This is a genomic window from Corynebacterium casei LMG S-19264 (assembly GCF_000550785.1).
Lineage (GTDB): Bacteria > Actinomycetota > Actinomycetes > Mycobacteriales > Mycobacteriaceae > Corynebacterium > Corynebacterium casei.
The window spans coordinates 743,861-769,410 of sequence record NZ_CP004350.1 but is presented as its reverse complement, the minus strand read 5'-3'; the positions used below and the strand labels follow the sequence as shown (position 1 = coordinate 769,410).

Below are 25,550 nucleotides of genomic sequence, written 5' to 3'. Positions count from 1 at the left end.
TCTCCTTACATTCCAACCAGGTTGGGGACAACGGTGACGATGCCAGGGAAGAAAATGAGCAGCAACAAGACGATGCTGATTGGGACAAGAAACGGTAGTACTCCCTTGAATACTTCGCCCGCTGGCATGCGCAGCACCGAGCTCATAACGAAAAGCACCGTGCCGACTGGTGGGGTCAAAAGCCCCATCATTAGTGCCAGGATGGTGATTACCCCGAAGTGGATCGGGTCCACACCAAATTCGGTTGCCACAGGCAACAGGATTGGCACGGTAATCAACAGCAGCGCGGTAGCGTCAATGAAAGCACCGAGAACGAGCAGCAGAACCGCAGTGACAAACAGGAATGTCACTGGGGAATTCAGGTTGCCGGTCATCATGGAAGACAGTGCCTGCGGCACTTCCTCACGCGCTAGAATCCAGCCCAAGATGGTGGCTGCCGCAATGATCAGCATGATGGATGCGGTGGTCACTGCGGTCTCGCGCAATGCCTTCCACAGCAAGCTGATGGTGAGTTTGCGATAGATGAAGCCAAGGATCATGATGTACAGCGCACCCAGCGCAGCAGCCTCGGTTGGGGTGAAGAAACCGCCCAAGATACCGCCCAGGATGATGACCGGGGTCAGCAATGCACCGAGCACGCGAACGGTGGCTTCACCGATGGGGCGTGGATTTTCTGCTGGTCCCACGAGGTCTTCTTTGTGGCGCGATACATAAAGCGCCACCACCACCAGTAACGAACCGGCCAGCAGCAATGCTGGTAGCACAGAGGCGGCGAAGAGCGCACCGGTAGAAACGGCTGCGACCGAAGCATAGATAGCTGCCGGGATAGACGGCGGCATGACCGGTGAAATCAGCGAGGAAGATGCGGTCAAACCAGTGGCAAAGGACTTTTTGAAACCAGAGCGCTCCATGGCGGGAACCAAGGTTTTGCCCATGGCCGCGGCATCAGCCAGCGCTGATCCGGACATCCATGCAAAACCGACAGAAGCGAACACGTTGACGTAGCCCAAGTTGCCAGTCACGCGGTGCAACAGAGATTCTGCAAATTCGAAGAGACAGTCCGCTACTCCGGCGTAATTAGCAACGGTACCGAGCAAGATAAAAAGCGGCACGGCCAGAAGCGGGAAGCTGGCAATACCGTCTGCGGCAATGCGCATGGCAAAGCCCGGGCTGTTTCCGGTAGCCAGCATGTAGACCAAGCTGGGGCCCAGGATAGAAAGCGCGACGGGCACGCGGATGGCCATCAAGATACCGATGGCAATGAGCATGATTGCGACAGTCATTATGAACGCGCCTCCTTGGAATCAGTCTCAATGCCCGTGTGCTCGCCTGAGATATCAGCTGCGGCACGAAGGGCTTCATCTTCGATGGTCGAGATGTTTTCAAAGGGCGCCCACACGATATTCGCCAGCGCTTGGATGGTTGCAGACACGAATGCTGCAAAAGGAATGACGTAGAGCATCCACATCGGAATTCCGGTAATTTGCAGGGTTTGTCCAGTATCGGAAGAAATCAGGGCCCAGGAGTCTTGCGCCAACACGGCGCAGATTACCGCGCTGATGATGGAAGAAATAACAACCACCGTGCGCTTGAATCGAGGCTGGCCAACATTCATGATCGCTTCGATGCTCAGATGACGGCCCTGTCCCATCAGCGAGCCGACGAGGATAAATCCCAACGCCATAAGCGCATAGCGTGAAATCTCACCGATCCAAGGTTGGGTAGCCACTGGGAGGTAGCGTTGGAAGACTTGGACGGTTAAGAGGACAAAGATGAGAAGAACTAGCAAAGCACCAAGTACTTCTTCTATTTTGGATAACCAGATCAATGGTGCCGGACGTCTTGGCGCCCCCATCCATTGTGGTGTCGCTGGCATTTCAGTCATGTCAGTGGTCCTTGTTTTAGGGTGCCGAGGAAACGAATTTTATCGCTTACCCTGGTTTTCGTACCGTAATATTATTTCGTGCATCTATTGTGCGAATAAATGCACTCTACGGCAGGGCTAAGCTTTCCTCGGACTCAAATTCGGGTGGAATTCTAGAGCGTAGATTCTTGTCCGGTGACTTCATAGTCATCAGCGCCTGCAAGTTCGCGGCCGATGATGTAGCCGAACCCCAGCGCAGGGCCAAGATTGACGCCACCGGCAGGGTAGAAACCGCCCATGATGGAATTTCGGTCATTGCCTGCTGTGTACAAGCCTGTGATTGCCTCACCTTGCTCGTTGAGGACTTCCCCCTGGCCGTTTGCTGCGATACCCGCAAAGGTACCGAAGCTACCTGGGTGGACCTTTACAGCGCAGAAAGGTCCGTTTTCACTGTGTGCGTTTGGCGTCTCGCCGACTAGTTGTTTAGTCACGACCATTCTCCCTACTAAATGTGATTTGAATCGATACGAGTAATTTAATGAGAGCCGCAACACAAGACGAATCGTTTTCCGTTCAATGGAGTTAATTGTTCTTGGTTCGGATATCGCACCGTCATTTCCCTAAACCCGCAGCTCGCGCGATGACACGTTTGCAGTGGGGGTGACTAGGGGTAGCACCAAGGATCCGCCAGGGGTACAGCCGTTCATATAACGAACTGCCGATGTTTCCAGGAATAATCGGGCACCATTTAGCGTCCATGACGCGGAATTCGCGGCAGAACTAAAGGCTTATCGCCGTGGGAAAGCTGATTTCCGGATGCCGCTAGAACAGTCAAAATAACGTCATCATCGCACTCTTCGGCCTTACCCACCACTGATAGTGCCGCAACTAGGTGGCCATCTGCCCCCATCAATGGCACCGCATAGGCAACATTTTCACGCACCATGCCATTGGTAATTTTCGCGTAGCCATTACGGCGTGCGAACTCGACCTGGTCTTGAACGACATCTAAGTCATAGGTTTTCCCATCGGTCTTTGACACCATGGGTTCGGAAAAGACTCGCTCTAAAACGTCAAAAGGCGCATACGCTAGGAAGATGATCCCGTTGGAATTATCAAAAAGATCCATGCGCCCGCCTTGAGTCGCACGGATTTTGGCATCTCCGAAACGTGTGTACCGCTCAATGAACAGCACCTCGTTATCTTCAAACTGCGGCACCGCCAAGGACGTAAACTGCTGGACTGCCGAGTGGATTCCCTCCAGCACGGGACGCGCTCGAAAGCGCAATTCTTCCACCGGGTTGGTACGCGCAAACATCTCCCATGCACGCCTGCCCATAACCAGCCGCTTATCCTCAGTACGGTCGAGCAGCCCCACCTCTACCAGCTCTGACACCATGCGGTGCGCCGTGGACATCGGAAGATCTGCCCGGCGCGAAATCTCACTCACAGTCAGCGTGGAGTGAGTTTTATCGAAGGCCTCCAGGACACGAACGCAACGCTCTAGGACCGTTTCCCCAGACTTTGAATTCGCCATAGGCTTACTATACTCACAAAGCCCTTAGTGATAGTTTTGCTGCTACTGACCTTGCGCAACGAAGGTCTCACGTAGACGCCCAGTATCTGCCTCGCGGCCCGTGAAATGCTTGAAAGCATCAAGAGCCTGGCCAACTGCCATACCTGAGCCATCGACGACTGGGCAGCCAATAGCCTTCGCCTCGCGCAAAAGCTGGGTCTCCAACGGTAGGTAAATCACGTCGCTGACCCACTGGGTGGGCTTCAGGATAGAAGTATCAAATGCTGTACCTGGAAGTGCTTCCATACCGACTGGGGTTGCATTTACCACGCCATCGGCCTTGGTGATGTAGCCCTCCACATCGGCCATATCTACACCAGTAATGGTGAAAGAATCAACGTCTTCGGAGGCCGCTGCCTTCACGGTTTCTGCCAGGGTTTGTGCACGTTTTGGATCCAAGTCAGCGACAAACAGGTTCTTCACGCCAGCTGCAATCAGTGACTGTGCCACGGCATTACCAGCACCACCGGCGCCAACCTGGACAACGTTGTCGAGCTTGGCTTCCGGAAGACCTTGCTCCAAACCACGGCCAAAGCCGGTGACATCGGTGTTGTAGCCGTAGAACTTGCCGTCACGGATGACCACGGTGTTGACCGCGCCGATCTTCGCGGCGCGCTCATCTACCTCATCAAGGAACTCAAGTACTTCCTGCTTGTGCGGGTGGGTGATGTTGAGACCGTTAAAACCCAAGGTGCGCGCAGCATCCAGGATGTCTTTCAGTGCCCAGGACTTCGCTGGTTCCTCGGCGGTATCGATCACGCGGTACACGGTAGGAATACCTTGCGCTAAGCCTTCAGCTTCGTGCATACCCGGGGTGCGGGACTGGGCAATGCCGTGACCAATGAGACCAAGCAGCAAAGTTTTATCTGTCATAGTTGTAGATCCTCTAAATAATAAGATTTTTAATAATTAGCGCGGGATTCCGCGGACATCATCGCGCAGCGCGCGGTATTGCGCGGCCAAGCGAATCGGTTCATCTGCCCAGCCGAAACCGCGGTAGTCCCCTCGAACCTCAGCTACCTCAAAGAAGGTATTGCCCAAAGGCGCGGTGTAAAAGTGCAGATATTCGCCATTGCTGCTGCGGTCATAGCAAATATTGAGTGCTTTAATCTTCGTGATGAATCCCGGTTCCAGTCCGAAGCGTGCTGCCAGGTCATCATAGTAATTCTCTGGAATGGGCAACATCTTCAATCCACGCCTCACCGCGCGTTGTGCAACTGCAAAGACGTCATCACTGCCAAAAGCGATGTGTTCCGGGTAGTGCTCAGCAAAGAAACCACCCTGTTCAGAGCCTTCCGGAGCGGCCGACACTGTGATGCAAACATTCTCGCCTTCAATCGCCTGCTTGTGCACCAGACCTGCTGGCGACGGAATGAACTCCGGCACAGCTGGTTCCAATCCCAGAACCGAAGAGTAAAATAAACGGGTTTCCGCAGCCATATGCCGTGGCTGCGCCAAAGCAATGTGGTGAACAGAATTAATCAATACGTCAGAAGTCTCCGAGCTACTGGTTTCATCGGGTTCAAAACCGAACTCCGGTATCCATGTGCTTCCCCGGCCAGTTTGTCCTGGTCCACAAAAGTACAGTTCAGATCCATCTGGGGTAAAGACTGGATGTAGGTCTTCTTCATCTTCCCCGGTCATGCGTGGAACTGGTGTTGCTTTCAACGCGGTGGCACGCTCTGCCGCAGCAGTGGCATCATCCACGATGACACCCAAGCCTGTCAGCTCCGTTGCGCCACCGGTGGAACCTTCATCCTCCACGATGATGCGAACATCCCCCTGCACCCACGCTTGAAAGTCTGGTTTGGACTGGTGGTAGCCACCCAAACGGAATCCCAGTTGGTGCAGTGCCTTGGTGACTTCGCCCAGGCGCCCCGTGCGTAGTTCCACAAAGTCAAAGCCCCGTGGTGACTGAGCATCAGCCAGCTTCGGTAATTCCAACGGTGAGTCCGGCACCCGTGTTGCAGTTTTGTCCGCCAACCAAATCAGCGAGCGTAGACCATCGATCGCGGTCCGGCCGACCTCAGCCTCGCGGAATTCATCATTGAAAATCTCCAACGACACTGGACCGTTATAACCTGATTTGGCTACCTGCTCCATGAAGTTCTTCAGGTCGAAATCACCCTCGCCCGGGAATACGCGGTGGTGGCGTGACCACGGTAAGATTCCCATCTCCATAGTCGGAGCGTCCGCGAGCTGCAAGAAGAAAATTTTATCCGGATCCATATCCGCAATCCCCGATGGATCATCACCGCGGGAAAGAATATGGAAAGAATCCAAACACGTGCCCACATTCGGATGATCAGCCTTAACCACAAGGTCATAAGCATGCTGATAAGTATTAACATACTTGCCCCAAGCCAATGCCTCATAAGAGATGAAGCAGCCATAGCGTGCAGCCAACTCACCGGCGCGGCGCAGCTGATCCACGCGGACTTCATCATCATCCACAGTGGCAGTAGCCACGTTAGAGCACACCAAAATCTGGTCCATGCCAAGACGCTGCATGAGCTGGAACTTGGATTCCAGACGGCGCAGATTATCCCGGAAGATATCTTCTTCCACGCTCAGCAAGTCACGGAACGGCTGGAACAAGTCCAGTGTGAGACCCAATTCCGCAGCACGTTCACGAATTTGTTCTGGTGAATGCGGCGAGACAATCAAGTCTTGTTCAAAGATTTCTACTCCGTCAAAGCCGGCATCGGCAGCAGCCCGCAGCTTTTCCGCGAGAGTGCCCGATAGACAAACAGTCGCAATTGAAGAACGCATGAAGAGCTAGTCCTCCAGTTCTTTAACAGCCGCGTTCAGCAACGCGAAGCCGTGGTTCGAGTTCGGAACACCAGCGTAGATAGCGGTGTGTAGCAGAACCTCGCCAATCTTTTCAGAATCCACACCAGCGCGAAGAGCAGCACGGATGTGCATGTTCAGCTCACCGTCATTGCCCACAGCAGTCAAGATAGCGATGGTGAGAAGACGGCGTTCGGTGTGATCAAGTCCTTCGCGCTGCCAAATATCGCCCCATGCGGTGCGCGTGATGAAGTCCTGGAACTTCTCCGTCACCGGGGTCATCTTCTCAACGGAAGCATCAACGTGGGCATCGCCTAAGACCGCACGGCGATTGCCCATTCCCACTTCGTGCGCTGCCTTGCGGCCGTTGTCATATTCAGGTGCTGGATTCTGCTGAGTCATTGTTTCTTCCTTCACTTGGGTTCTTACGAGTGCGTACTGGGTCTTGCCACGGTTCACAGTAGGAGCAGCCGTCTTCGGAGTGCGGCCGGTGGATGAACTCCGCGTGATCGATGATGGCTTTGATGAGGTCATGTGTGTGACCGATAGTGCCGGTGTCAATGAGGTTGTTTTCCATTGCCTCTTTGTTAACGCCAATTCCGATCAGGCTGGCATACAGCCGCGATTGTGCTGAAGCTGTGACTGCAACGAGCTCCCGCAGGGTGGCCCACTCGGCGTGCCAGCTGCCCACACCGCGCTGCAAACGCGAGTCCATGGACTCCAGCATGGTGTTGGCCAGACCCGGCGCGCGGCGGGCATAGCCATCAGCAGCAATGGCTGCGGCTGGATTAGCCTTGTGCGGCATCGAGGACGAGCCGCCTGGGGTCGCTTCGCGCAACTCCCCGACCTCGGATGCGGACATAAACACGATGTCTCCAGCTATCTTGCGAATTGCACCCGCAACAATGGAGAGTGCAGATGCAACTCGCGCGAACGGCACGCGGTTGGTGTGCCAGACACGTGGGTGTGATTCCAACCCCAGCATCTGCGCGAGCTGATCGTGGATATCCAACCCATGCGGATGCGTCGCAGACAAAGTGCCAGTGGCTCCCCCGTATTGAACAGGAAGTAAGGTGCTTGCGCGCTCAACTTCCTGACATGCGTTATCGAGTACTTCCAACCAGTTCGCAGCAATGAGTCCGAAAGTCATAGATTGTGCGGCTTGGCCCAAGGTCCGCCCAACAATCGGAGTATCTGCATGTAACTCGCTTAGTCCGGCAAGCATACGCATGATATGCGTGCAGCCATCGAGCAGCTCTGCAATACCGCGTTTAAGGACCAACACCAGCGCCGTATCGATCGCGTCCTGGCTCGTGGCACCAGTATGAATACCTTTTATGCCGACTTCGCCAGCCAATGCCTTGAGCTGCTTGGCAATCGGGATAGCCGGGTTTGCGCCCCCGGCCGACAGCGTCGAAATTTCCGCGACATCTAATTCATAGGAATCAATCGCTTTAAGCGCAGCTACATGCTCATCATCCGTGATGAAACCACTGGTATGTGCTGCCGTAGCAAGTGCCTTTTCAAATTCCACAATCGCCAGCAGGAACTGTTCATCTCCAATGAAAGAATGAACAGCGGTGTCGCCACCGGCAATATCCGAATAAGTGCTACGTGAAAACGGGTATGTCATAAGCTCTACAGTAATGCTGGAATCTCGCACTAGTTTCCGGCAGCTTCGCCGGCTTCGGAATCAGCAACGATGTCGAAGAATGGGGTTTCCTTCTCCGGATCGGTGTGCTGAACGTAGATATCAAAGTGGTAGCCCTTATCGGTCTTTTCGGCGATAAGGAGGCTGCGCCTTTGTTCATCGACAAGCTGCAATACCGGATCCTGAGCATTCGCCTCTTCGAACTCCGGCAAGTACAGGCGGGTGTACAGGCGCTCCAGCATGCCGCGAGCGAAGACTCCAACCTTGATGTGTGGTGCCTCAACCTGCTGTGCTGGGACAAACCCCTCAATGGTGTCCAACAGACCAGGAATAATGGTCTTGAGCGTGGAAGTGCCGGTCTCATCGGCGAAGGCACGGCCCAAACCGCGGAAGCCTTCTGCAGTAGCTGGCTGCTCACGGCGTGGATCCAAATCAGAGTTGAATACACCCTGCTCATTTGGCTGCCAGAACTCAATCATGGAGTCCGCAATCGGGTTGCCATCACCGTCGATGGTGGTGACGGTGATTTCTACCGCGTCTTCACCATCCGCAACAATTTCTGAGCCTTCACGAATCAGACCAATGTGGACATAAGGACCCACGGTCTGCGACGGCATGATTCCGTACTCGGCCTCATCCTGGTCGCCGACAGCGAGCTCACCATAACGAAACTCCCCATTCGGAGATTTATCAATACGCATTTTCTGCTCCTTTTAAATCTTCAGATGTTTTATTCGAACGGGGTGGAGTTCTTGCCGCGCAGGACAATGTCGAACTTGTAGCCCAAGGACCAGTTTTCACGCGTCTGGTCATAGTCAAATACGGAAATCATGCGCTCACGCTCGCCTTGAGGTACCGAGTTGAAGATTGGGTCCTGGAAGAACATTGGATCATCCGGGAAGTACATCTGGGTAACCAGACGCTCACCGAACTGACGGCCGTAGAGGGAGAAGTGAATGTGCGCTGGACGCCACGCGTTGTGGTGGTTGCCCCAAGGGTATGCACCAGGCTTGATGGTGTAGAAGCTGTAGTTGCCGTCTTTATCAGTCAAGCAACGCGCCACACCGTTGAAGTGTGGGTCCAGTGGCGCTGGCCACGAGTCATTCTTGTGGCGGTAGCGTCCCGCAGCATTGGCCTGCCAAACCTCAATCAGGGTGTTGGCTACTGGATTGTTGTCCCAGCCGGTGACCTTACCGTGGACCAAGATGCGCTGGCCGATAGCTTCGCCGCCGTTGACAAGCGTCATGTCATTGTCCAGGCCACCGAGGTCTTTATCACCGAAGACTGGGCCGGTGATTTCACCGAGGCGCTCATTGACCATGATGAGGTCATTGCCTGGGTTACGTTTGATGGTGGTGCGGTATTCCGGAAATGCTCGTGGTGCCCACACATCAACGACGCCGACATTAGTCAATTGCTCTGACATCGCAAGATCCTCCCGAGAATTCTCTATCCTTCACCACGTCGCGCGAATGGGGTTACGGGCATCACGATATGGCTGGGGTTAATGCACATCACATTAGCCGTTTGTTCGGCGTCCACCCCCTATGTTCGATACGCGTACTGGAGTTACTGGGAGAAACTTCAACTACCTGCCACTTCCAGGTTTCATTGAATGGGAAGGGTGGTTGGCAAGGGGTGGAAAAGTACACGTCGGCGGACATTCGATGTGGAGTCGATTGCGCTTTCGCAGACGTTTTAGACCCTGGTTTTCAGTGTTAACTAAAGTTGAACAACTTTGTCATTTCCGGCGTTCCACCGGCATTAATAGGAAAGTCCATAGACTAAACTTCACCTATGCTCGCAAGCACCATTGCCGAGGATTTAAGGGATGCCATTGGCAAGGCACGCTATCTACCAGGGGACAAGCTCAATGAGGTCGAAGTTGCTGCACAATACGACGTCTCCCGTAATACTTTGCGTGAAGCATTTGCCACCCTCGCCGCCGAGCAACTTTTGGTAAGAATCCCCAACCGTGGAGTCTTCATTGCTACACCCGATGTTGAGTACATCATGGACTTATACCGTGCCCGCGCGATCATCAAACCGGCTGGCGCCCTATGGGGTGAATCCCTGGATGTCTACTACCTGCTTTCGGTGACTCACAATTCTATTGTGTCCCTAAGGACTGGTGATTTGGAAGCATTAGATGAAAATAACCAGAAATTTCACCGCGCCCTGGTGACGGCTGCGGGCTCCCATACGCTGAACCAAGAGATGAATAACCTCTTGGCACGCATACGCCTGTCCTGGTTGCAAGTTCTCCCCTCCTACCCTTCTTTGCATTCTAAGAATGTGGAAGAAAACGCCAAGATTGCCAAACTCTTGACCTCGCGTCAGCGCTATGAGGCAGCTGAGCTGGTGCGCACCAATTTGATGATCAATCTCTACCGCATTCTGGGTGCGCTTCGCACAGCGCAAAATGCTCGGAAACATAAGTGTAAGGAGAAGCAAAGGGAGATTGATATTTCCTTTCCGGCCGCGGAGATCACGTTTGAACCACCAACTCTGCATTGACCCGATGTGCTTAGTCTGCGTTGATGCGGTTTACTAGTGGGTATGCCCGAACCACGTCTTGACCTAGAAGCGCTCCTTGGTACGCAATCGCGTACCTATAAAACGCGTCAGGTCACAGAGGACATGGTGCAGCGCCCCATCCACGTCGCCATCGCTTTGTGGGATCAGCCCTGGAAGTCCGCCCACAATCAAAAGATTGAAGGCTGGGTTATCGCGGTGGATTCCAAACGTGCACGTTTTGTACGCCGCGGCCGCACCACCAAAGGCGATGTTGTGGAGCGAACCCTGGCGGAGCTCAATGACGCGTTGAAGAATCTGCGCGGCAAGGCATGGATTGTCACCGGCCGCCGCCAAGCAGGACTGCGTCTGGCGCTAGAAGAACAAGGCCACCTGGTCACCGGCAGCTTTTCGGAAAAGAACCGCGCCGGCAAACGCGCATCCATGCAGCGCAAGAAGGATGACCACGCTGCCCTGCGGGAGGCTAAGAAAACTGGTGAGGCTCCCGATACGGTCAAGACCACGCAGGTTCCCACCACCCCTGCGCACTGGTGGCCGCAGTTTGGCTCGGATAATGCACGTCCACAGGATGATGAGCTAGTGCGCATTGCTACCGATGCCTCCTCGGACACCGTATATAAAGGCTCCATGTGCTTTGTTGCCAACAACGGTGATTTCCAGCTGCGTACCGCAAAGACGAAAGCTTCTACCGATGAGTTGGAATTGGAATCGCTCACCCTGGCGCTGAAGTACTTGCACAAAGTTGGTGCAAGGCAGGCAGTCATTGAATCCGATTCCGTCGCTGCATTGGAAGCTGTGGACTACATCTTGTCCGGCGAAAAGCCGCGCACTGCCCCGCAGCAACGCCAAGGCCAGCGCAATTCACGCCGCCGCAACCCCCGCGGGCGCACCTGGCGCGGGCTCACGCCTGGTTCCCGCTCGCGTTTCCACCAAGCGTGGAAAGACCTCAACGGTCAATGCGACGTAAAGATTCGCCGCGTATTAGGTCACGCTGGTGACCCGCTTAATCAGGCAGCAGACCAGATTGCATATATGGGCCTGCGCGCTATCGCGCACCCACTTAAAGAAGCCCGCCCAACGCTCAAACACGGCATTAACAAGGCAATCAAGAAAGCCAAAGTTAATGCCGTGCAAGGCGCTGATTCTTAAACCAACTGCCCGCGAATAGCGGCGAGGTGCTCGCGGCGCTTCTTTTGCTCCACTGGGTCAGGAACCGGCAGTGAAGCAACCAGCTTCTTGGTGTAATCATCCTCCGGCTCGCGCATGACTTTCACACCGCGCCCATATTCCACCAGGTCACCGTGATACAGCACGCCCACGGTGTGGGAGACCATATCAATGACCGCCAGGTCATGGGAGATAAACAGGGCTGCGAAACCAAACTCCTTTTGTAGGTCCTGGAATAGCTCCAGCACCACAGCCTGCACGGATACGTCCAATGCAGAGGTCGGCTCATCTGCGATAACCAGCTCTGGGTTCAGCACCAGGCCACGGGCCAGCGAGACACGCTGACGCTGACCACCGGAAAGCTCATGTGGATAGCGGCCTGCGTAATTTTCTGGCAGCTCCACAGCTTCCAGCAATTCCTTGACCTTCTCGCGACGCTGCACGGCCGTGACATCCGGGCGGTTAATCAACAACGGTTCCGCAATACATTGCTCGATGGTGAAATACGGGTTAAAAGACGTTGCCGGATCCTGGAAGATAAAGCCCACGCGCTTGCGCAGCTCCCGCATCTGCTTGCCTTTAACCCCGCGCATTTCCTGGCCCAACACGTTGAGCGAACCGCCGGTAGTCTTTTCCAAGCCCACCATGGCGCGGCCAATGGTCGTCTTACCGGAACCAGACTCACCAACGAGGCCGAAGACCTCACCTTTATGAATGGAGAAATCAATTCCCTTCACCGCCTTGAAAGACGGTGCACCCAGGCGTCCCGGATACGTAATTTCTAGGCCCTTGGCTTGGACGAGGACTTCGCGCGAATCAAGTTCCTGGAAATCCTCCGCCGTGTAATCAGCGGTCAAAGACTTTGCGCCCAAGTGTGGAACTGCACCCAGCAGTTTCTTGGTGTAGTCCTCTTGTGGGTTAGAAAAAAGCTCACGTACCGGTGCGCGTTCAATAATGCGACCTTTGTACATCACCGCCACAGTGTCCGCGAGGTCAGCAACCACTCCCATGTTGTGGGTGATGATCACGATGGATGTGCCGTATTCATCGCGCAGGTTGCGCAGCAACTGCAGAATCTCCGCCTGCACCGTCACGTCCAAGGCGGTGGTTGGCTCATCGGCAACAATGGTCTTGGCACCAAGCTCGAGTGCCATCGCAATCATGATGCGCTGTTTCTGACCACCGGAGAATTCATGCGGGTAGCGGTCAATACGCTTTTCTGGGTCCGGAATACCAACGGCAGTCAGTGCCCGGATGCAGCGTTCGCGAAGTTCCTTCTTCTTGATCTTCGGATTGTGCGCGCGCAAGCCTTCCGCCATCTGCCACCAGATGGGAAAGACTGGGTTCATGGAACTGGATGGTTCCTGGAAGACCATGGACACATCACTGCCGCGCATCTTGCGTAGGTCGCTGCCTGACTTGGTCAAGACATCAGCCCCTTCCACCAGCACAATGCCTTCGGAGTGCGCGGTGTCCCCCACCAGTCCCAGGATGGAACGGGCAGTAACGGTCTTGCCGGATCCGGACTCACCGACCAGGGCAACAATTTCACCCTGGCGGACATCCAGGTCGACACCACGCACAGCGTGCACAAAGCCGCCGTCGGTATCAAAGCCCACATTGAGCTTGTCGATACTCACACGATTGCCATCAGAGTTCAGCGCCGAATGCTTCGCTTCGCTCTCAGGATATTGAGCTGCAACCTGATCCGAGGCATGCTTTGGAGCATCACCGGTGGGGTTATTGGAGGATGGAATTGAATTAGACATTCTTTACCTCGTTAATCGGGGCATTATCAGTGCTGTCGAAACGTGAACCTTGAGTCTTCTTCCGCTTACGGCGAATACGCAAACGAGGGTCATTCAAGTCATTGAGAGACTCGCCCACCAAGGTCACGCCCAGTACCGCAAGGACAATGGCTGAGCCTGGGAACATGGCTGTCCACCAAATACCGGAGGTCACGTCAGAGATGGAACGGTTGAGGTCATAGCCCCACTCCGCGGCGGATGTTGGTTCAATACCGAAGCCGATGAAGCCCAGTCCTGCCAAGGTGAGCACTGCTTCCGCAGCATTTAGCGTGAAAATCAGCGGCAGGGTTCGGGTCGCATTTTTGAAGATGTGAACAATCATCACGCGCCAGTGCGAGGCACCAACCACGAGCGCTGATTCCACAAACGGTTCAGCCTTCAGCCTTACTGTTTCCGCGCGAACCACGCGGAAGTACTGCGGGATAAACACCACGGTGATGGACAGTGCTGCCGCGGCGATACCGCCGATGGCACTCGAGCGACCGCCGGTCAATGCAATAGACATAACGATTGCCAGCAGCAGGGATGGGAAGGCATAAACGGCGTCTGCAATCATGACCATGACGCGGTCCAACCAGCCACCGATATAGCCGGAGATAAGACCAAGAAGAACGCCCAGAATCATAGACGCAGCAACCGCTGCGATAATCACGGCGACGGCGGTGCGGGTTCCCCAAATGACGCGGGAGAACACGTCAAACCCAGAGACAGTGGTGCCCCAGATATTGGTGTCTGATGGCGGCTGCTGGGTACCGAAGGAGCCGAATTCACCTGAAGTTTGTGCCCAGGAATAAGGCGCGATAAGCGGGGCAAAAATAGCGGTGATGATGAAGCCGATGGTCAGAATCAGACCGGCAATCAGCATGGCACGTTGCAGCCCGGCTGAGCGGATGACGTCTTTGATAATCGGAAGACGCTTCCAGCGGGCCTGTTGGGAAGAGATTTGTGTACTAGTCATTTTCTTTTAGAACCTCACCCTTGGGTCGATGAGTGCGGCGATGATGTCAACAATGAAGTTGGTGACCGCAACAATGACAGCCATGAGCATCACAATGCCTTGCACTGCGACGAAGTCACGGGCCTGCATGTACTGCACCAGGACGAAGCCCAGGCCATTCCACTCGAAGGTGGTCTCAGTCAGAACAGCGCCACCCAAGGAGAGCGCAATCTGCATACCCATCACGGTGATAACTGGAATCAAAGCCGGACGCAGCGCGTGGGTAGTAACCAAGCGGGATTCTTTCACGCCGCGTGAACGTGCAGACTCGATGTACTGACGTTCCAAGGTGCCAATCAAGTTGGTACGCACCAGGCGAAGGAAGACGCCACCGATGAGCAAGCCCAAGGCGAGCGCTGGAAGTGCGGCGTGACGCAGACAGTCGATGATCAAATCGATATCGCCAAGCCTGATGGCATCAAGCAAATAGAACGGAGTTGGATTGGTAATCCGGTTCAAGGTACTCGCACCTGATGTGGATACGCGTCCTGAAATTGGGAACCAGCCCAACTGAACAGAGAAAATCAGCTTGAGCAGCAGACCCACGAAGAAGACCGGGGTGGCATACGCCAAGATGGCGAAGATACGCAGGAATCCATCTGGCCAACGGTCACGGAATCGTGCCGCAATCATGCCCAATGGAATACCGATGATGAGCGCAACGATCAGTGCGTAAAGCACCAGTTCAAAAGTTGCCGCACCGTATTGGATGAGGATGTCTGTTACTTCGCGGCCATCGGTAAACGTCGTGCCGAAATCACCGCGAACAATCTGGCCGAGGTACTCAAAATACTGAATCAGCAGTGGGCGGTCATAGCCAGCCTCTGCAATTCGGGCTTCCAGATCTGCTGCGGACAAGCGTCCACCAAGAGCTGCTGTGATGGGGTCACCGGTGGAACGCATGAGGAAGAACACCGTGGTGACGAGGATGAAAATTGTTGGGAAGATCAACAAGAAACGGATAAGGATGTAGCGCGCAAAGCCGCCGCCACGCTCCTTATCCGTTTCTTGCTCTTCCGCAACCGCTTGGGTGGTTGCGGTCGTCATATCTTTACTTTTCCTTCGATTCGAATTCGAGAGTGTAAGTCCGAGTACTGCTTAGGTAATTGAGAGACTTACTTCGACAATGAGCCGTAGCGGAACAGGTAGGACGCATCGAGGGTTACGCCTTCTACTCCCTCAGCTGCGAATGCGAACTGACGTCCCTGCAGAAGTGGGATGGTGGACAGCTCTTCAGCCATGATTTCCTGTGCCTGGCCCAGCAGTTCTTCGCGCTCTGCTTCGTCTTCGGTCACTGCCTGCTGGCGGATGACGGAATCTGCTTCAGCGTTATCAAAGTGGTTGCCCAGGAAGTTATCCGTGGTGAAGAACGGGGTCAGGAAGTTGTCTGGGTCAGAGAAGTCTGGGAACCAACCCAGCTGGTACAGCGGGTAGACGTCCTGGACGCGGTCCTTCTGGTACTGCACCCACTCAGTGGACTGCAGGTCAACGGTGAACAAGCCGGTTTCTTCCAGCTGCGCCTTGATCATCGCGTACTCATCACCAGAGGACGGGCCGTAGTGGTCTGGATTGTACTGCAGCGCCAGGTTAACGGTTTCGGTCACGCCAGCGTCTTCCAGAATCTGGGTTGCCTTGTCTACATCTGGGCCGCCGTCTTCAGTGAGGTACAGGTCCTTAACTGGCTCGATTGCGCCAACCATGGATTCTGGAACGGAAGAGTACAGTGGTGCGAAGGTATCACGGTAGATGTCCTTAGCAATTGCGGCGCGGTCAATAGATGCTGCGATTGCCTGGCGTACTGCCTTGGCCTTCTCTTCATCAGCGTCTTCGGTTGTAGCGCCGAATGGCTGGGTGTTGAAGTTGAATACGATGTAGCGGATTTCGCCACCAGGACCATCGATGACCTGAACGCCATCAGCGTTGCGCAGGTCCTCAATGTCAGTTGCAGATAGTGAGCGGTATGCAGCGTCGATGTTGTTCTGCTCAATATCAAGCTTCATGTTGGATGCATCAGCGTAATAGCGAACATCAACGCCACCATTTTGTACGTCACCCAGAACGCCCTGGTAGGTATCCACTGGGGAGTAGCTGATCAGCTCGTTCTCAGAGAAGTTGGAGATGGTGTACTGGCCTGCGAAAGGCTCAGCATCAACAACAGCCTGGTTGTCGAGGACCTCATCGGCGGAGAAGACTTCTTCGTCAACAATTGGACCCACTGGAGAGTTCAGCACGCCAACCCAGGTCTGGTCATTTTCCTGCTTCAGGTTGAACACCACTGTCAGATCATCTGGGGTGTCAACGGATTCCAGGTTGCCCAGCAGGGATGCCGGACCGTTCGGATCGTTGATGCCAATCTGGCGGTCGAAGGAGAACTTCACGTCAGAAGAAGTCAGCTCATTGCCGTTGGCGAAGGTCAGACCTTCCTTCAGCTTCACGGTGAACTCGCTTGGTGAGGTAAATTCACCAGACTCAGCCAGGGATGGAACTGGAGTTGGGTCCTCAGAGCCTGGCTCAGATTCCATGAGGTAGCCGTAAACCTGACGGGCTACCTGGGAGGTGCGTTGTCGTAGGAAGCAGCTGGGTCAAGGCGGGTGATCTTGTCGGTGGTACCAACAACGATGGCGTCGCCTGAAGACTCACCGTTTGAGTCGCCACCTGCACCATCTGAGCCGGATTCGTCACCGGTGGATGCGCACGCGGTAAGTGCGAGACCAGTCATTAGCGCAAGAGCTGGGGCAAGAATTCGTGCCCGTCGGCGTGAGGCGGTCATTGAGTTTTCTCCTTGATAGGGGTCCAAATTAAGGATCTTTGTGGGGATCCTCGTAGGGATTAATATGCCTTAAAATTTCGGGAATTTTTAAGAAATTCTGCGCTCGAACAACTTCAATTAGCAAACTACTGTTTGCTCGAAATGCTAATTAGGCCTATGAACATGAAGTTTGCTCAAAGTTAACCATATAGCTATCTGAAAATATTGTGAACCAGACCACCCCCTTATTAGGGCTATTTCTTGGCTAACAATAGTGAGCGAATGAAATTGCATTACGCAATCGATTTGGGCACAACGAAGCCAGCCCCGCGGCATCGTTGTTTGATGTCGCGGGGCTGGCAGGAGTTTGAAGCGTGATGCTTCGCGCAACGCTAATAGGCGTTAGTAACCATGAGTAAGTGACAGGGAATGTTCATGAGCTCGAGGGGGAAGCTCTGCCAATCTCAGGGAAAGACTGGCGTTGTTGCTAGGCCTTGACTAGTGCGGTTTCAGCTGGGTTTGCAGATGTCTCTGATTCCAGTGCTTTCTGTTCTTCGGTTGGGAGCCGTCGAGCAATGGCGGAGAACATTGCACCGGTGATGTTGTGAAGCACGGCTGCACAGGCGCCAGGAAGCGCTGCTTCTGGGGAGAAGAACTTCGCAGACATACCCGATGCCAGCCCCGCGGACTGCGTACCAATCTCAACAGCCATGGTGCGGTTGTACGACTCCGGCGTTTTCAATACCTTGCCGGTGAAGTATCCCAAGGCGTATCCGAGTACGTTGTGCAGCAGCACTGCAGCAAACACAATGAGACCCATCTGGACCAGCAGGTCAACGTTGTTCGCCACGGTTGGGAAGACCACGCCGCCGATACCCAAGATAGAAATCCATGGCAGAACCGGAGCAATGTAGCCGATCCACCGGTCCAGCAGGTAGCGCAGGACCAAGCCGCCAACTACGGGAACCAGAACGGTTTGAACCAGGGTCATGGCCATGCCCGCGCCATAAACCTCAGTTTCCGCACCCGCGAGCAACAGCATGAGCATCGGGGTCATGATTGGAGACACCAAGGTGGACACCGAGGTCATTGCAACAGACAGGGCAACATCGCCGCGGGCGAGGTAGGTAATCACATTGGAGGAGGTGCCGCCAGGCACGGAGCCAAGCATGAGCAGACCAACAGCCAGCATTGGATTCAGACCCAGGATCTTTGCCACCAGGACCGCACACAGCGGCATGATGACGAACTGCGCGAAAACACCAATCAGGATTGGGAGCGGGCGCTTAGCAATTTCCTTGAAGTCCGGAATGGTCAGGGTCAAGCCCATACCAAACATAATGATCATCAAGAATTGGGTGATGTAGTCGCCCAAAGGAACAAAAGATGCTGGGAAAATCCAGGCCAGCGCGGTGCCCACAAGAATAAATACCGGGAACGCGGTCACAGCGATAGCCGCAGAACGGTCCTCGCGTGCGCGTTCCTTCTTCGTCATTGATGCTTGTAAAACATCGCCCTTTTTAGACGTCTTGTTAGACATTGTGCATGCTCCCAGATAATAAAGACTCCTGCATCCAGCAGCGCATGCGATGTGGGCATGGCGCGATGCAAGAGATTTGATTGTTGTACTTCACCAAGGCCAATGTGTAGGTGGCCTCTGCCCTCTGGGTGGGGGCATCTCGCAGCGATAATCGGGCAGTGGTGGTGCAGATATCGGCATGTGGCTTGAGGGAAATATTAGTGTGTTCTAGGAGTAAGACAAGTTTGCCTATGATTCAACACACTAATCCGGGGTAAAAGATTTGCGAAGCTCGCTGGGAAGATTCTTCGCAGAACCACGTTAAGCAAAAGCTTTTCGATGCTCCCGTCGAAAGCAGTCCGCCTTAGAATCGGGCGCGAAATTTGCGCCACAGGATTCGGGCGGCAGAGTGCGGGGTGGCAAGGATTTCCCGCGAATAGTTGCGCAGACGGTAGTTCTTCGGAGTTAAAGTCTGGTGCATTTTGATGGGAATGCCCAAATGCCATGCCCATAGCCTGGTGCGCAGGCTATGGAATTCATTAGTGACCACGTGCAGGACCCTGGCATCTTTGGCTAGAGCGTGGGAGTTTTCGAGGTTCTCATTTGTGCTGGTCGCAGTGGGCTCTTCCACGATGCGCGCTGGATCAAAGCCGTGGTCAATGAGGTACCTGCTCATCACAACCGCTTCCCCATCGCCGGAAACAATCACTTTTGCTTCAGGAAACTGCTGTGCGACAACCAGGGCTTTGTTCAAACGGGATACCAACAAGGCTCCCGGTTGACCATTAGTCACTCGCGATCCTAAAACCACAATGGGGTCAGCACGGTTCATGGCGTTGACGCTCTACTCACCCATCAGCTTGGCGCGCAGGTTAGCATCTTTTTGCTCAACCTCATTCGCCATGTTTTCCTGGTACGCAACCATCCGCTCCACCAATTCTGGGATGCCGACGCTCAAAATGCGCACGGCCAGCAAGCCAGCGTTTTTCGCGCCACCGATGGACACGGTTGCTACGGGAACCCCGCCGGGCATCTGCACGATAGAGAGCAAGGAATCCAGGCCGTCCAGATCCTTCAGCGCGCGGGGCAGGCCAATGACTGGCAGCGGGGTTGCCGCAGCAACCATGCCCGGAAGGTGCGCTGCACCACCGGCACACGCGATGATGGTCTTAATTCCGCGGGTGTGTGCATTCTTGGCGTAATCCAGCATCTTTTCCGGGGTGCGGTGGGCAGAAACCACACCGACCTCGAATGGAATACCAAACTCCGCAAGAACCTCTGCGGCTGGCTCAACGGTTGGCCAGTCAGAATCAGAGCCTATGATGAGGCCTACGAGTGGTGCAGTCATGTCTTTCCTCCAGTGCTTTTGCTTATTCCGATTAATAAGTCTTTTAACCTATTAATCGCTCCACGTGGCGTTGACCAGGAAGTCAGCTGCCAGGCGTGCGTCGCGGCGGGTTGCTTCCACGTCATCGCCGGTGAGGTTAACGTGGCCAATCTTACGGCCTGGGCGATGTCCCTTGCCGTACAGATGAATCTTGGCGCGTGGGAATCGGCGAGATACCTCAGTCGCGCGCTGGCCCATCGGCATCTCAGGATCAGTGTCCGCGCCCAAGACATTGGCCATAACGGTTACTGGCGCAAGCGCCGCGGTGTCGCCCAAAGGCTCATCCATGACCGCACGCAAGTGCTGTTCAAACTGCGAGGTTACGGAACCATCCTGGGTCCAGTGACCGGTGTTGTGTGGGCGCATTGCCAGCTCATTGACGGCAATGTCTTCTTCGCCGGAGTCATTGGTGAATGCGAAGAGCTCAACAGCCAGAACACCGGTGACGCCAAGTTCGGTGGCAATCTTCTCACCGAGCTCTTCCGCGCGCTTCTTCAATTCCGGGTTCATGTTCGGCGCCGGAGCTACAGCTTCAGCACACACGCCATTGCGCTGTACCGACTCAGTCAAAGGCCAGGAAGCAACTTCCCCGGATGGAGTACGGGCAACCAATACGGACAATTCGCGAACAAGCGCGACCTTTTCCTCAGCCATCAGGGGTACTCCACGGCGAGTTAGATCGGAGACCAAAGCCGTCAGCTCAGATTCATCCTTCGGGAACCACACGCCTTTGCCGTCATAGCCGCCGCGGCGCGCTTTCAGGCAGACCTGACCACCGGTCAAGGTCCAGAACTCATAAGCATCTTGTGCCGATTCAATAGCGGTAAAACGCGGAAGCGGAGCACCCAGTTCGGTCAGACGCTCGCGCATAACCAGCTTGTCCTGCGCATTAATCAGCGCAGAAGGCTGCGGCTGCACGTTGTAGCCAGCGTCAATCAGAGCAGTTAGGTGCTCATTAGGAACATGCTCATGGTCAAAAGTCACCGCGGTAGAGCCTTCCACTGCCTTGAGCAGGTCCTCATACTTGGTGTAGTCACCAAGGACCACGTCCGCGCAGACCTGCGCCGCCGAAGCATCACGCGCGCCGGCTAGCAGCCGCGGGGACTGGCCAAGTTCAATCGCAGCCGTCTGCATCATGCGCGCCAGCTGTCCATCACCAATAACAGCGATGACCGGCATGCCGGAAACGTGTGCTTGTGGGTTACCTTCTGGGTTTGATCCTTGTTCACTCACGCGTTCAATACTAGCCTCATGTACATGACTGACCTTACTTGGCCACGACACAGTATCTTTCAAAATTCGCTAATGACCGCACTGCTGGATGGAATCTATGACGGTGAGATGTCAATCGGAGAATTATTGGAAAAGGGGGACTTCGGGATTGGCACTTTTGATGCCCTAGACGGGGAAATGATCATTTTGGATGGCACCTGCTACCAGTTGCTCAGTGATGGCACAGCACGTGAGGCCAGCACTGAGCTGCACACGCCTTTCGCTGTAGCCACGAAGTTTGTGCCGCACATAACGTATAAAGCGCCCCACAATATGGAGCGCAAAGCGCTTAGTGCATTCATTGATGAGGTAGAGCCTTCCGCTAATTACATGTACGCGGTGCGTATCACCGGCACTTTTTCTTCGGTCAAAGTGCGCACGGTGACAAAGCAGGAAAAGCCATACCCTCCCATGACTGATGCGGTTTCCGATGATGCCGAGCACACCTTCACCAATGTCGCCGGCACTCTCGGTGGTTTCCGCACGCCGGTGTTTGAAAAGGGCGTGAATGTGCCGGGCTGCCACATGCATTTCATTGATGCAGATTTCAGCCGCGGCGGTCATGTGCTGGACTACGTAGTCGATACCGCAACCATTGAGCTGTGCCCGGGTACGGATTTAGAGCTTCGCTTGCCGATGACCCGCGAGTTCTCCCGCGCCAACCTGTGGCCGGAAGACCTCGACGAGCAACTGCACACCACCGAAGTCAAGGACTAAAGCCGTAGGCTTAAGCTCAGGGCTTAAGCCTACGGCTTTAGTTGCGAGCTGTCCGCTTGGAGAAGATACTCTCTGAGCTTCCGGTTGCAGCACGCCGAGCTTCTTCGACTTCGCGCCGCGCTTCTACCTTGACGCACTCTCGGCCATAGTCATCGACTACTTCGTAAGTTCCCTCAAGCGCAACGAGTTCTGAACGCAGTGCCCAGGCTGCCCCTGGCTTCTTCAGCTTGCCAGCGTGCTTTTCAATCATCAGTAGGCGCTCTAGGCTTAACTCTCGCTTTTCTCCCAACGCGACAAACTCGCGTTGAAGGTCTGGGGCATCGGTGGGACCGAAGAGGAGATCGGCCATGGCCCGGTATTTCTTCGCCATGTGCATTGAATGACCATCGCTCATCATTTCTTCCACTGATCGGTCACCTATGGAGCGAAATATGCCGATCCCTTGCCTGTTAATTTGTATGAATGCTTTGTAATTTTTCATGCCACTAACGCTAAACCGCTAGCGCAAGCCCTGGCTAGTGCCAATTGAAAAACCTGTGGATAACTACGGTGATACGTCAACGAAACAGGCAAGTTATCCACAGGCAAGGCGTTGTCGCAAAGGCCGAGACGGTCACACTACCGCCAGATGGGAGAGGCCATCTCTGAAAGCTGCTGGTTGAGCACCTTTTCAATGCGCTTGGTCTTAGGCACGTCCGGGAAATGGATGGCGCGGTCATAACCACGGATAGCGAGGGAGATTCCGCCGCGGCGACGGCGCACCCCAACGACATCGCGCAACGGAATAGAGTCTATCTGTCCCTGGAAGGTCGGAGCGCGTGCAATAACCCGGTGATTGGTCACGATGAAGCGCTTGCGCCGGTGACGCATGACCGGAATGACAAAACGCCACACCGATAGCGCTGCCCAAATAGCAACCACGGCGTTGCGAATAGCCACGTCAAAGGCCTGGTTATTGACCTGGACATCGAGCCAACCGATACCAATCCAACAAATGCCAGTTATAAGGACCAGCTCTAGTACTGGCCACAGCAAAGCGCGATACGGCGCGGTGACATCAACATGCTTGACCTCACCGTGACCCATCTTGACTATGCTCATGGGCTCCAAGCTTACTAGTTAGCGGTTGTCAGGACGAAGATGAATCACATCGCCGGCGGAGTAATACTGCCCACCAACGTTGATTCGACCGTCATCCGCAACACCGAGCACTTCGCCATAAATGTCTCCGGTGGGTGCTTCCAGCCGCACACTCATACCGATGGATGAGGACACTTTGCGGTAGTCCTTCATCAATTCTGGGTCCTGGTTTTCCCATTGATTAAGGCGCTTGTGCAATGCGGTGAGCAAAGCAATGGTTAATTCAGTGCGATCTGTTTCTTGACCTTCCAGCACAAGCGACGTCGCGTTCTCAATGGGCAGCTGCTCTTTGCTCAAAGACACGTTGAGTCCAAGCCCTAACACCACGCGCGCCGCCGGCTCCCCTGCTGACGCAGCGCCAAAGCTTCCGCCCTTGCCACTCGCTGCCCCACCGACAGGACCTGCTTCCGCCAAAATGCCGCAGAGCTTCTTGCCCTCAATCTGGACATCATTTGGCCACTTCAACTGCGCTCCTTCCACAATGTCAGTGACCGCCAGCCCCGCCGCTAGCGGCAGCGTTCCAAGGTGGTCCAAAGAGCGCGGCAATAAAACAACCGACTGAATAATTTGTGTCTTCGCAGGTGCAGACCACACGCGACCAAGGCGGCCTTTGCCGGAGACTTGTTCATCGGCAAGCAAAACTGCTCTGTCCTGCACTACCTCAGCCTGCATCAAATCAGTGTTAGTGGACCCCGTCTGCGCGGTGTGATCCACTGCAGAATACAGCCCGCTTTCCACCAAATCGGTGCGGATACGGGCAAGGTCTAGTTCTTCGCTTTTCGCGCTTGTACTACTCATGCGTTCCAGCATACTTGCCGAAATTATGAACTTTACCCGATATAATTCACTGTTTTTCTACCCCCGACGCGGGGGAAATTCCCCAAAAGCTTCCGCTGGGTAGTGCCCGTATCTTAGGGTAATTCCAACTGGTGTTCCATAAAAGAAAAGGTAGCAACCAACATGAAGAAGTCCCTCTTCCGCTCAGCTCGCACTGGCGCTGTAGTTACCACCGCGATTGCAGCATTGACCCTATCCGCATGTTCTTCTGATTCATCCACGGATTCCGCAACCGATACTGGTGAAGACTCCGCAGCATCTGATGACGCCGCCACCGATGATGGCGCTTCTGAAGAAGGCCGTGGCCCAATCACTTTCGCCATGGGCAAGAACGACACTGACAAGCTCATTCCAATCATTGAAAAGTGGAATGAAGAAAACCCTGATGAAGAGGTAACTCTGTCAGAACTCGCCGGTGAAGCCGACGCGCAGCGCGAAACCCTGGTGCAGTCCTTGCAGGCAGGCAACGCTGACTATGACGTCATGGCGCTGGATGTCATCTGGACCGCTGACTTTGCTGCCAACCAGTGGCTTGCACCGCTGGAAGGCGAGCTGGAAGTTGACACCTCCAACTTGCTGGAAGCAACCGTGGAGTCTGCAACCTACAACGACACCCTCTACGCACTGCCACAAAACACCAACGGCCAGCTGCTCTTCCGCAACACTGACCTGGCACCAGAAGAGGTTTCCACCTTCGATGAGCTGGCTTCCGCATGTGAGGCACTCGAAGACGGCACCGCATGTTTGACCACTCAGCTCAAGCAGTACGAGGGTCTGACTGTGAACACCGTTGGCTTCATGGAAGGCTGGGGCGGCAAGGTTCTGGATGAAGACGGCAACGTGACCGTTGATTCCGATGAATCCAAGGCTGGCCTGCAGGCTCTAGTTGACGCATACGAGGATGGCACCATCTCCCGTGAGTCCACCGCGGCTACCGAGGAAGAAACCAACCTGACCTTCACCGAAGGCGACTCTGCATTCGCCATCAACTGGCCTTACATGTACACCAACGCTGAGGAAGCTGAAGCGACCGCAGGCAAGGTTGAGGTACAGCCACTGGTTGGCCAGGACGGCGTTGGCGTTTCCACCCTGGGTGGCTACAACAACGGCATCAACGTGAACTCTGAGAACAAGGCAACCGCCCGCGACTTCATCGAGTTCATCATCAACGAAGAAAACCAGACCTCCTTCGCGGAAGGTTCCTTCCCACCAGTTCTGGCTTCCATCTACGACGATGAAGCACTGATTGAGCAGTTCCCTTACCTGCCAGCGCTGAAGGAATCCCTGGAGAACGCTTCTCCTCGTCCGGTTTCCCCGTTCTACCCAGCAATTTCTAAGGCTATCCAGGACAACGCATACGCTGCGCTGACCGACGGCAAGTCTGTTGATGACGCTACCGCTGATATGAAGGCAGCTATCGAGTCTGCTTCCTAAGAGCAACCACTGCTGCGCAAGAAGCACGAAGCGATAAGCAGTAAAAACTAAGAAACCGCAGTGCCCTGAAGGTGGGGGCGCTGCGGTTTCTTCGTGAAAGCGAGCGG

General features: G+C 54.7%; 24 protein-coding genes and 1 pseudogene. 4 read left to right on the top strand and 21 right to left on the bottom strand.

The features are described from left to right. Positions 1 to 5: 5 nt before the first annotated feature. The 10 genes from CCASEI_RS03745 to pcaH all read right to left on the bottom strand — a co-directional run bounded on the left by CCASEI_RS03745 (position 6) and on the right by pcaH (position 9,307). Positions 6 to 1,283, bottom strand: a complete 1,278-nt coding sequence (locus tag CCASEI_RS03745) for a TRAP transporter large permease (RefSeq protein WP_025387173.1) — start codon at positions 1,281 to 1,283, stop codon at positions 6 to 8. Further along, the gene (locus CCASEI_RS03740) at positions 1,283 to 1,885 is read right to left on the bottom strand and encodes a TRAP transporter small permease (RefSeq protein ID WP_006821507.1); all 603 of its coding nucleotides are present in this window, start codon (positions 1,883 to 1,885) and stop codon (positions 1,283 to 1,285) included. The genes CCASEI_RS03745 and CCASEI_RS03740 overlap by 1 nt, the downstream gene beginning before the upstream one ends. Before the next feature lie 152 nt (positions 1,886 to 2,037). Beyond that, positions 2,038 to 2,355, bottom strand: a complete 318-nt coding sequence (locus CCASEI_RS03735) for an FAD-binding protein (RefSeq protein ID WP_225868437.1) — start codon at positions 2,353 to 2,355, stop codon at positions 2,038 to 2,040. Positions 2,356 to 2,612: 257 nt separating this feature from the next. Then, positions 2,613 to 3,401 carry an IclR family transcriptional regulator gene (locus tag CCASEI_RS03730; RefSeq protein ID WP_025387171.1) on the bottom strand — a complete coding sequence of 263 codons (789 nt, stop codon included), beginning with the start codon at positions 3,399 to 3,401 and terminating at the stop codon, positions 2,613 to 2,615. A 42-nt stretch (positions 3,402 to 3,443) separates the two neighbouring features. Then, entirely contained in the window at positions 3,444 to 4,313 is an 870-nt protein-coding gene (locus CCASEI_RS03725; RefSeq protein ID WP_025387170.1) for a shikimate dehydrogenase, read from the bottom strand. Between the two features lie 36 nt (positions 4,314 to 4,349). After that, positions 4,350 to 6,212, bottom strand: a complete 1,863-nt coding sequence (locus CCASEI_RS03720; RefSeq protein ID WP_006821504.1) for a sugar phosphate isomerase/epimerase and 4-hydroxyphenylpyruvate domain-containing protein — start codon at positions 6,210 to 6,212, stop codon at positions 4,350 to 4,352. Positions 6,213 to 6,218: 6 nt separating this feature from the next. Beyond that, a complete protein-coding gene (pcaC, locus tag CCASEI_RS03715) occupies positions 6,219 to 6,632 on the bottom strand; it encodes a 4-carboxymuconolactone decarboxylase (protein WP_006821503.1) in 414 nt (137 codons plus the stop codon). Beyond that, on the bottom strand, positions 6,607 to 7,863 hold the full coding sequence (locus CCASEI_RS03710) for a lyase family protein (RefSeq protein WP_025387169.1): 1,257 nt from the start codon (positions 7,861 to 7,863) through the stop codon (positions 6,607 to 6,609). Before CCASEI_RS03710 ends, pcaC begins: the two co-directional genes overlap by 26 nt. Before the next feature lie 29 nt (positions 7,864 to 7,892). Further along, positions 7,893 to 8,582 (bottom strand): protocatechuate 3,4-dioxygenase subunit alpha, encoded by a 690-nt coding sequence (pcaG, locus tag CCASEI_RS03705; protein ID WP_006821501.1) that lies wholly within the window; start codon positions 8,580 to 8,582, stop codon positions 7,893 to 7,895. Positions 8,583 to 8,611: 29 nt separating this feature from the next. Continuing rightward, positions 8,612 to 9,307: a protocatechuate 3,4-dioxygenase subunit beta gene (gene pcaH, locus CCASEI_RS03700; RefSeq protein ID WP_006821500.1), complete on the bottom strand. Its 696-nt coding sequence runs from the start codon at positions 9,305 to 9,307 to the stop codon at positions 8,612 to 8,614. Positions 9,308 to 9,678: 371 nt separating this feature from the next. On the opposite strand from pcaH, the gene CCASEI_RS03695 reads away from it, so the two are divergent. Together CCASEI_RS03695 and CCASEI_RS03690 are read left to right on the top strand one after the other, a co-directional pair. Continuing rightward, complete coding sequence (locus CCASEI_RS03695) at positions 9,679 to 10,398, top strand: GntR family transcriptional regulator (protein WP_006821499.1); 720 nt, start codon at positions 9,679 to 9,681, stop codon at positions 10,396 to 10,398. Between the two features lie 42 nt (positions 10,399 to 10,440). Next, entirely contained in the window at positions 10,441 to 11,565 is a 1,125-nt protein-coding gene (locus tag CCASEI_RS03690; protein WP_006821498.1) for an RNase H family protein, read from the top strand. On the opposite strand, the gene CCASEI_RS03685 is transcribed toward CCASEI_RS03690, so the two are convergent. From CCASEI_RS03685 to CCASEI_RS03650, 8 genes and pseudogenes are all read right to left on the bottom strand, one after another. After that, a complete protein-coding gene (locus tag CCASEI_RS03685; protein WP_006821497.1) occupies positions 11,562 to 13,352 on the bottom strand; it encodes a dipeptide ABC transporter ATP-binding protein in 1,791 nt (596 codons plus the stop codon). The two genes, CCASEI_RS03690 and CCASEI_RS03685, sit on opposite strands and share 4 nt — an antisense overlap. After that, complete coding sequence (locus CCASEI_RS03680) at positions 13,345 to 14,349, bottom strand: ABC transporter permease (RefSeq protein ID WP_006821496.1); 1,005 nt, start codon at positions 14,347 to 14,349, stop codon at positions 13,345 to 13,347. Before CCASEI_RS03680 ends, CCASEI_RS03685 begins: the two co-directional genes overlap by 8 nt. A 6-nt stretch (positions 14,350 to 14,355) precedes the next feature. After that, a complete protein-coding gene (locus CCASEI_RS03675; RefSeq protein ID WP_006821495.1) occupies positions 14,356 to 15,435 on the bottom strand; it encodes an ABC transporter permease in 1,080 nt (359 codons plus the stop codon). A 68-nt stretch (positions 15,436 to 15,503) separates the two neighbouring features. Next, a pseudogene (locus CCASEI_RS03670) lies at positions 15,504 to 17,158 on the bottom strand (ABC transporter substrate-binding protein). 466 nt (positions 17,159 to 17,624) lie between these two features. Beyond that, positions 17,625 to 18,677: a bile acid:sodium symporter family protein gene (locus tag CCASEI_RS03665; protein WP_404825286.1), complete on the bottom strand. Its 1,053-nt coding sequence runs from the start codon at positions 18,675 to 18,677 to the stop codon at positions 17,625 to 17,627. A 343-nt stretch (positions 18,678 to 19,020) separates the two neighbouring features. Further along, positions 19,021 to 19,488, bottom strand: a complete 468-nt coding sequence (locus CCASEI_RS03660) for a YdcF family protein (protein ID WP_006821492.1) — start codon at positions 19,486 to 19,488, stop codon at positions 19,021 to 19,023. Between the two features lie 12 nt (positions 19,489 to 19,500). Next, on the bottom strand, positions 19,501 to 20,004 hold the full coding sequence (purE, locus tag CCASEI_RS03655) for a 5-(carboxyamino)imidazole ribonucleotide mutase (RefSeq protein WP_006821491.1): 504 nt from the start codon (positions 20,002 to 20,004) through the stop codon (positions 19,501 to 19,503). A gap of 51 nt (positions 20,005 to 20,055) precedes the next feature. Next, positions 20,056 to 21,276, bottom strand: coding sequence for a 5-(carboxyamino)imidazole ribonucleotide synthase (locus CCASEI_RS03650; protein WP_081748458.1), 1,221 nt, complete (start codon positions 21,274 to 21,276; stop codon positions 20,056 to 20,058). Positions 21,277 to 21,300: 24 nt separating this feature from the next. On the opposite strand from CCASEI_RS03650, the gene budA reads away from it, so the two are divergent. Beyond that, complete coding sequence (gene budA / locus CCASEI_RS03645; protein ID WP_025387165.1) at positions 21,301 to 22,032, top strand: acetolactate decarboxylase; 732 nt, start codon at positions 21,301 to 21,303, stop codon at positions 22,030 to 22,032. A 37-nt stretch (positions 22,033 to 22,069) separates the two neighbouring features. On the opposite strand, the gene CCASEI_RS03640 is transcribed toward budA, so the two are convergent. The 3 genes from CCASEI_RS03640 to CCASEI_RS03630 form a co-directional block, all read right to left on the bottom strand. Then, a complete protein-coding gene (locus CCASEI_RS03640; RefSeq protein WP_155894811.1) occupies positions 22,070 to 22,513 on the bottom strand; it encodes a hypothetical protein in 444 nt (147 codons plus the stop codon). A 137-nt stretch (positions 22,514 to 22,650) separates the two neighbouring features. Next, positions 22,651 to 23,133 carry a hypothetical protein gene (locus CCASEI_RS03635; protein WP_025387163.1) on the bottom strand — a complete coding sequence of 161 codons (483 nt, stop codon included), beginning with the start codon at positions 23,131 to 23,133 and terminating at the stop codon, positions 22,651 to 22,653. Positions 23,134 to 23,151: 18 nt separating this feature from the next. Beyond that, on the bottom strand, positions 23,152 to 23,970 hold the full coding sequence (locus tag CCASEI_RS03630; protein WP_038574931.1) for a biotin--[acetyl-CoA-carboxylase] ligase: 819 nt from the start codon (positions 23,968 to 23,970) through the stop codon (positions 23,152 to 23,154). 162 nt (positions 23,971 to 24,132) lie between these two features. Between CCASEI_RS03630 and CCASEI_RS03625 the strand changes: the two genes are divergently transcribed. Further along, entirely contained in the window at positions 24,133 to 25,443 is a 1,311-nt protein-coding gene (locus CCASEI_RS03625) for an ABC transporter substrate-binding protein (RefSeq protein WP_006821486.1), read from the top strand. Positions 25,444 to 25,550 lie beyond the last annotated feature (107 nt).

What these genes read in the sequence shown, in the direction of transcription:
- pcaH (WP_006821500.1), bottom strand. Translation starts at nt 9,307, where the DNA reads ATGTCAGAGCAATTGACTAATGTCGGCGTCGTTGATGTGTGGGCACCA.
- budA (WP_025387165.1), top strand. Translation starts at nt 21,301, where the DNA reads ATGACTGACCTTACTTGGCCACGACACAGTATCTTTCAAAATTCGCTA.
- CCASEI_RS03640 (WP_155894811.1), bottom strand. Translation starts at nt 22,513, where the DNA reads ATGAAAAATTACAAAGCATTCATACAAATTAACAGGCAAGGGATCGGC.
- pcaC (WP_006821503.1), bottom strand. Translation starts at nt 6,632, where the DNA reads ATGACTCAGCAGAATCCAGCACCTGAATATGACAACGGCCGCAAGGCA.
- CCASEI_RS03685 (WP_006821497.1), bottom strand. Translation starts at nt 13,352, where the DNA reads ATGTCTAATTCAATTCCATCCTCCAATAACCCCACCGGTGATGCTCCA.
- CCASEI_RS03625 (WP_006821486.1), top strand. Translation starts at nt 24,133, where the DNA reads ATGAAGAAGTCCCTCTTCCGCTCAGCTCGCACTGGCGCTGTAGTTACC.
- CCASEI_RS03725 (WP_025387170.1), bottom strand. Translation starts at nt 4,313, where the DNA reads ATGACAGATAAAACTTTGCTGCTTGGTCTCATTGGTCACGGCATTGCC.
- CCASEI_RS03710 (WP_025387169.1), bottom strand. Translation starts at nt 7,863, where the DNA reads ATGACATACCCGTTTTCACGTAGCACTTATTCGGATATTGCCGGTGGC.
- CCASEI_RS03660 (WP_006821492.1), bottom strand. Translation starts at nt 19,488, where the DNA reads ATGAACCGTGCTGACCCCATTGTGGTTTTAGGATCGCGAGTGACTAAT.
- CCASEI_RS03675 (WP_006821495.1), bottom strand. Translation starts at nt 15,435, where the DNA reads ATGACGACCGCAACCACCCAAGCGGTTGCGGAAGAGCAAGAAACGGAT.
- pcaG (WP_006821501.1), bottom strand. Translation starts at nt 8,582, where the DNA reads ATGCGTATTGATAAATCTCCGAATGGGGAGTTTCGTTATGGTGAGCTC.
- CCASEI_RS03720 (WP_006821504.1), bottom strand. Translation starts at nt 6,212, where the DNA reads ATGCGTTCTTCAATTGCGACTGTTTGTCTATCGGGCACTCTCGCGGAA.
- CCASEI_RS03665 (WP_404825286.1), bottom strand. Translation starts at nt 18,677, where the DNA reads ATGTCTAACAAGACGTCTAAAAAGGGCGATGTTTTACAAGCATCAATG.
- CCASEI_RS03740 (WP_006821507.1), bottom strand. Translation starts at nt 1,885, where the DNA reads ATGACTGAAATGCCAGCGACACCACAATGGATGGGGGCGCCAAGACGT.
- CCASEI_RS03745 (WP_025387173.1), bottom strand. Translation starts at nt 1,283, where the DNA reads ATGACTGTCGCAATCATGCTCATTGCCATCGGTATCTTGATGGCCATC.
- CCASEI_RS03680 (WP_006821496.1), bottom strand. Translation starts at nt 14,349, where the DNA reads ATGACTAGTACACAAATCTCTTCCCAACAGGCCCGCTGGAAGCGTCTT.
- CCASEI_RS03730 (WP_025387171.1), bottom strand. Translation starts at nt 3,401, where the DNA reads ATGGCGAATTCAAAGTCTGGGGAAACGGTCCTAGAGCGTTGCGTTCGT.
- CCASEI_RS03690 (WP_006821498.1), top strand. Translation starts at nt 10,441, where the DNA reads ATGCCCGAACCACGTCTTGACCTAGAAGCGCTCCTTGGTACGCAATCG.
- CCASEI_RS03630 (WP_038574931.1), bottom strand. Translation starts at nt 23,970, where the DNA reads ATGAGTAGTACAAGCGCGAAAAGCGAAGAACTAGACCTTGCCCGTATC.
- purE (WP_006821491.1), bottom strand. Translation starts at nt 20,004, where the DNA reads ATGACTGCACCACTCGTAGGCCTCATCATAGGCTCTGATTCTGACTGG.
- CCASEI_RS03635 (WP_025387163.1), bottom strand. Translation starts at nt 23,133, where the DNA reads ATGAGCATAGTCAAGATGGGTCACGGTGAGGTCAAGCATGTTGATGTC.
- CCASEI_RS03695 (WP_006821499.1), top strand. Translation starts at nt 9,679, where the DNA reads ATGCTCGCAAGCACCATTGCCGAGGATTTAAGGGATGCCATTGGCAAG.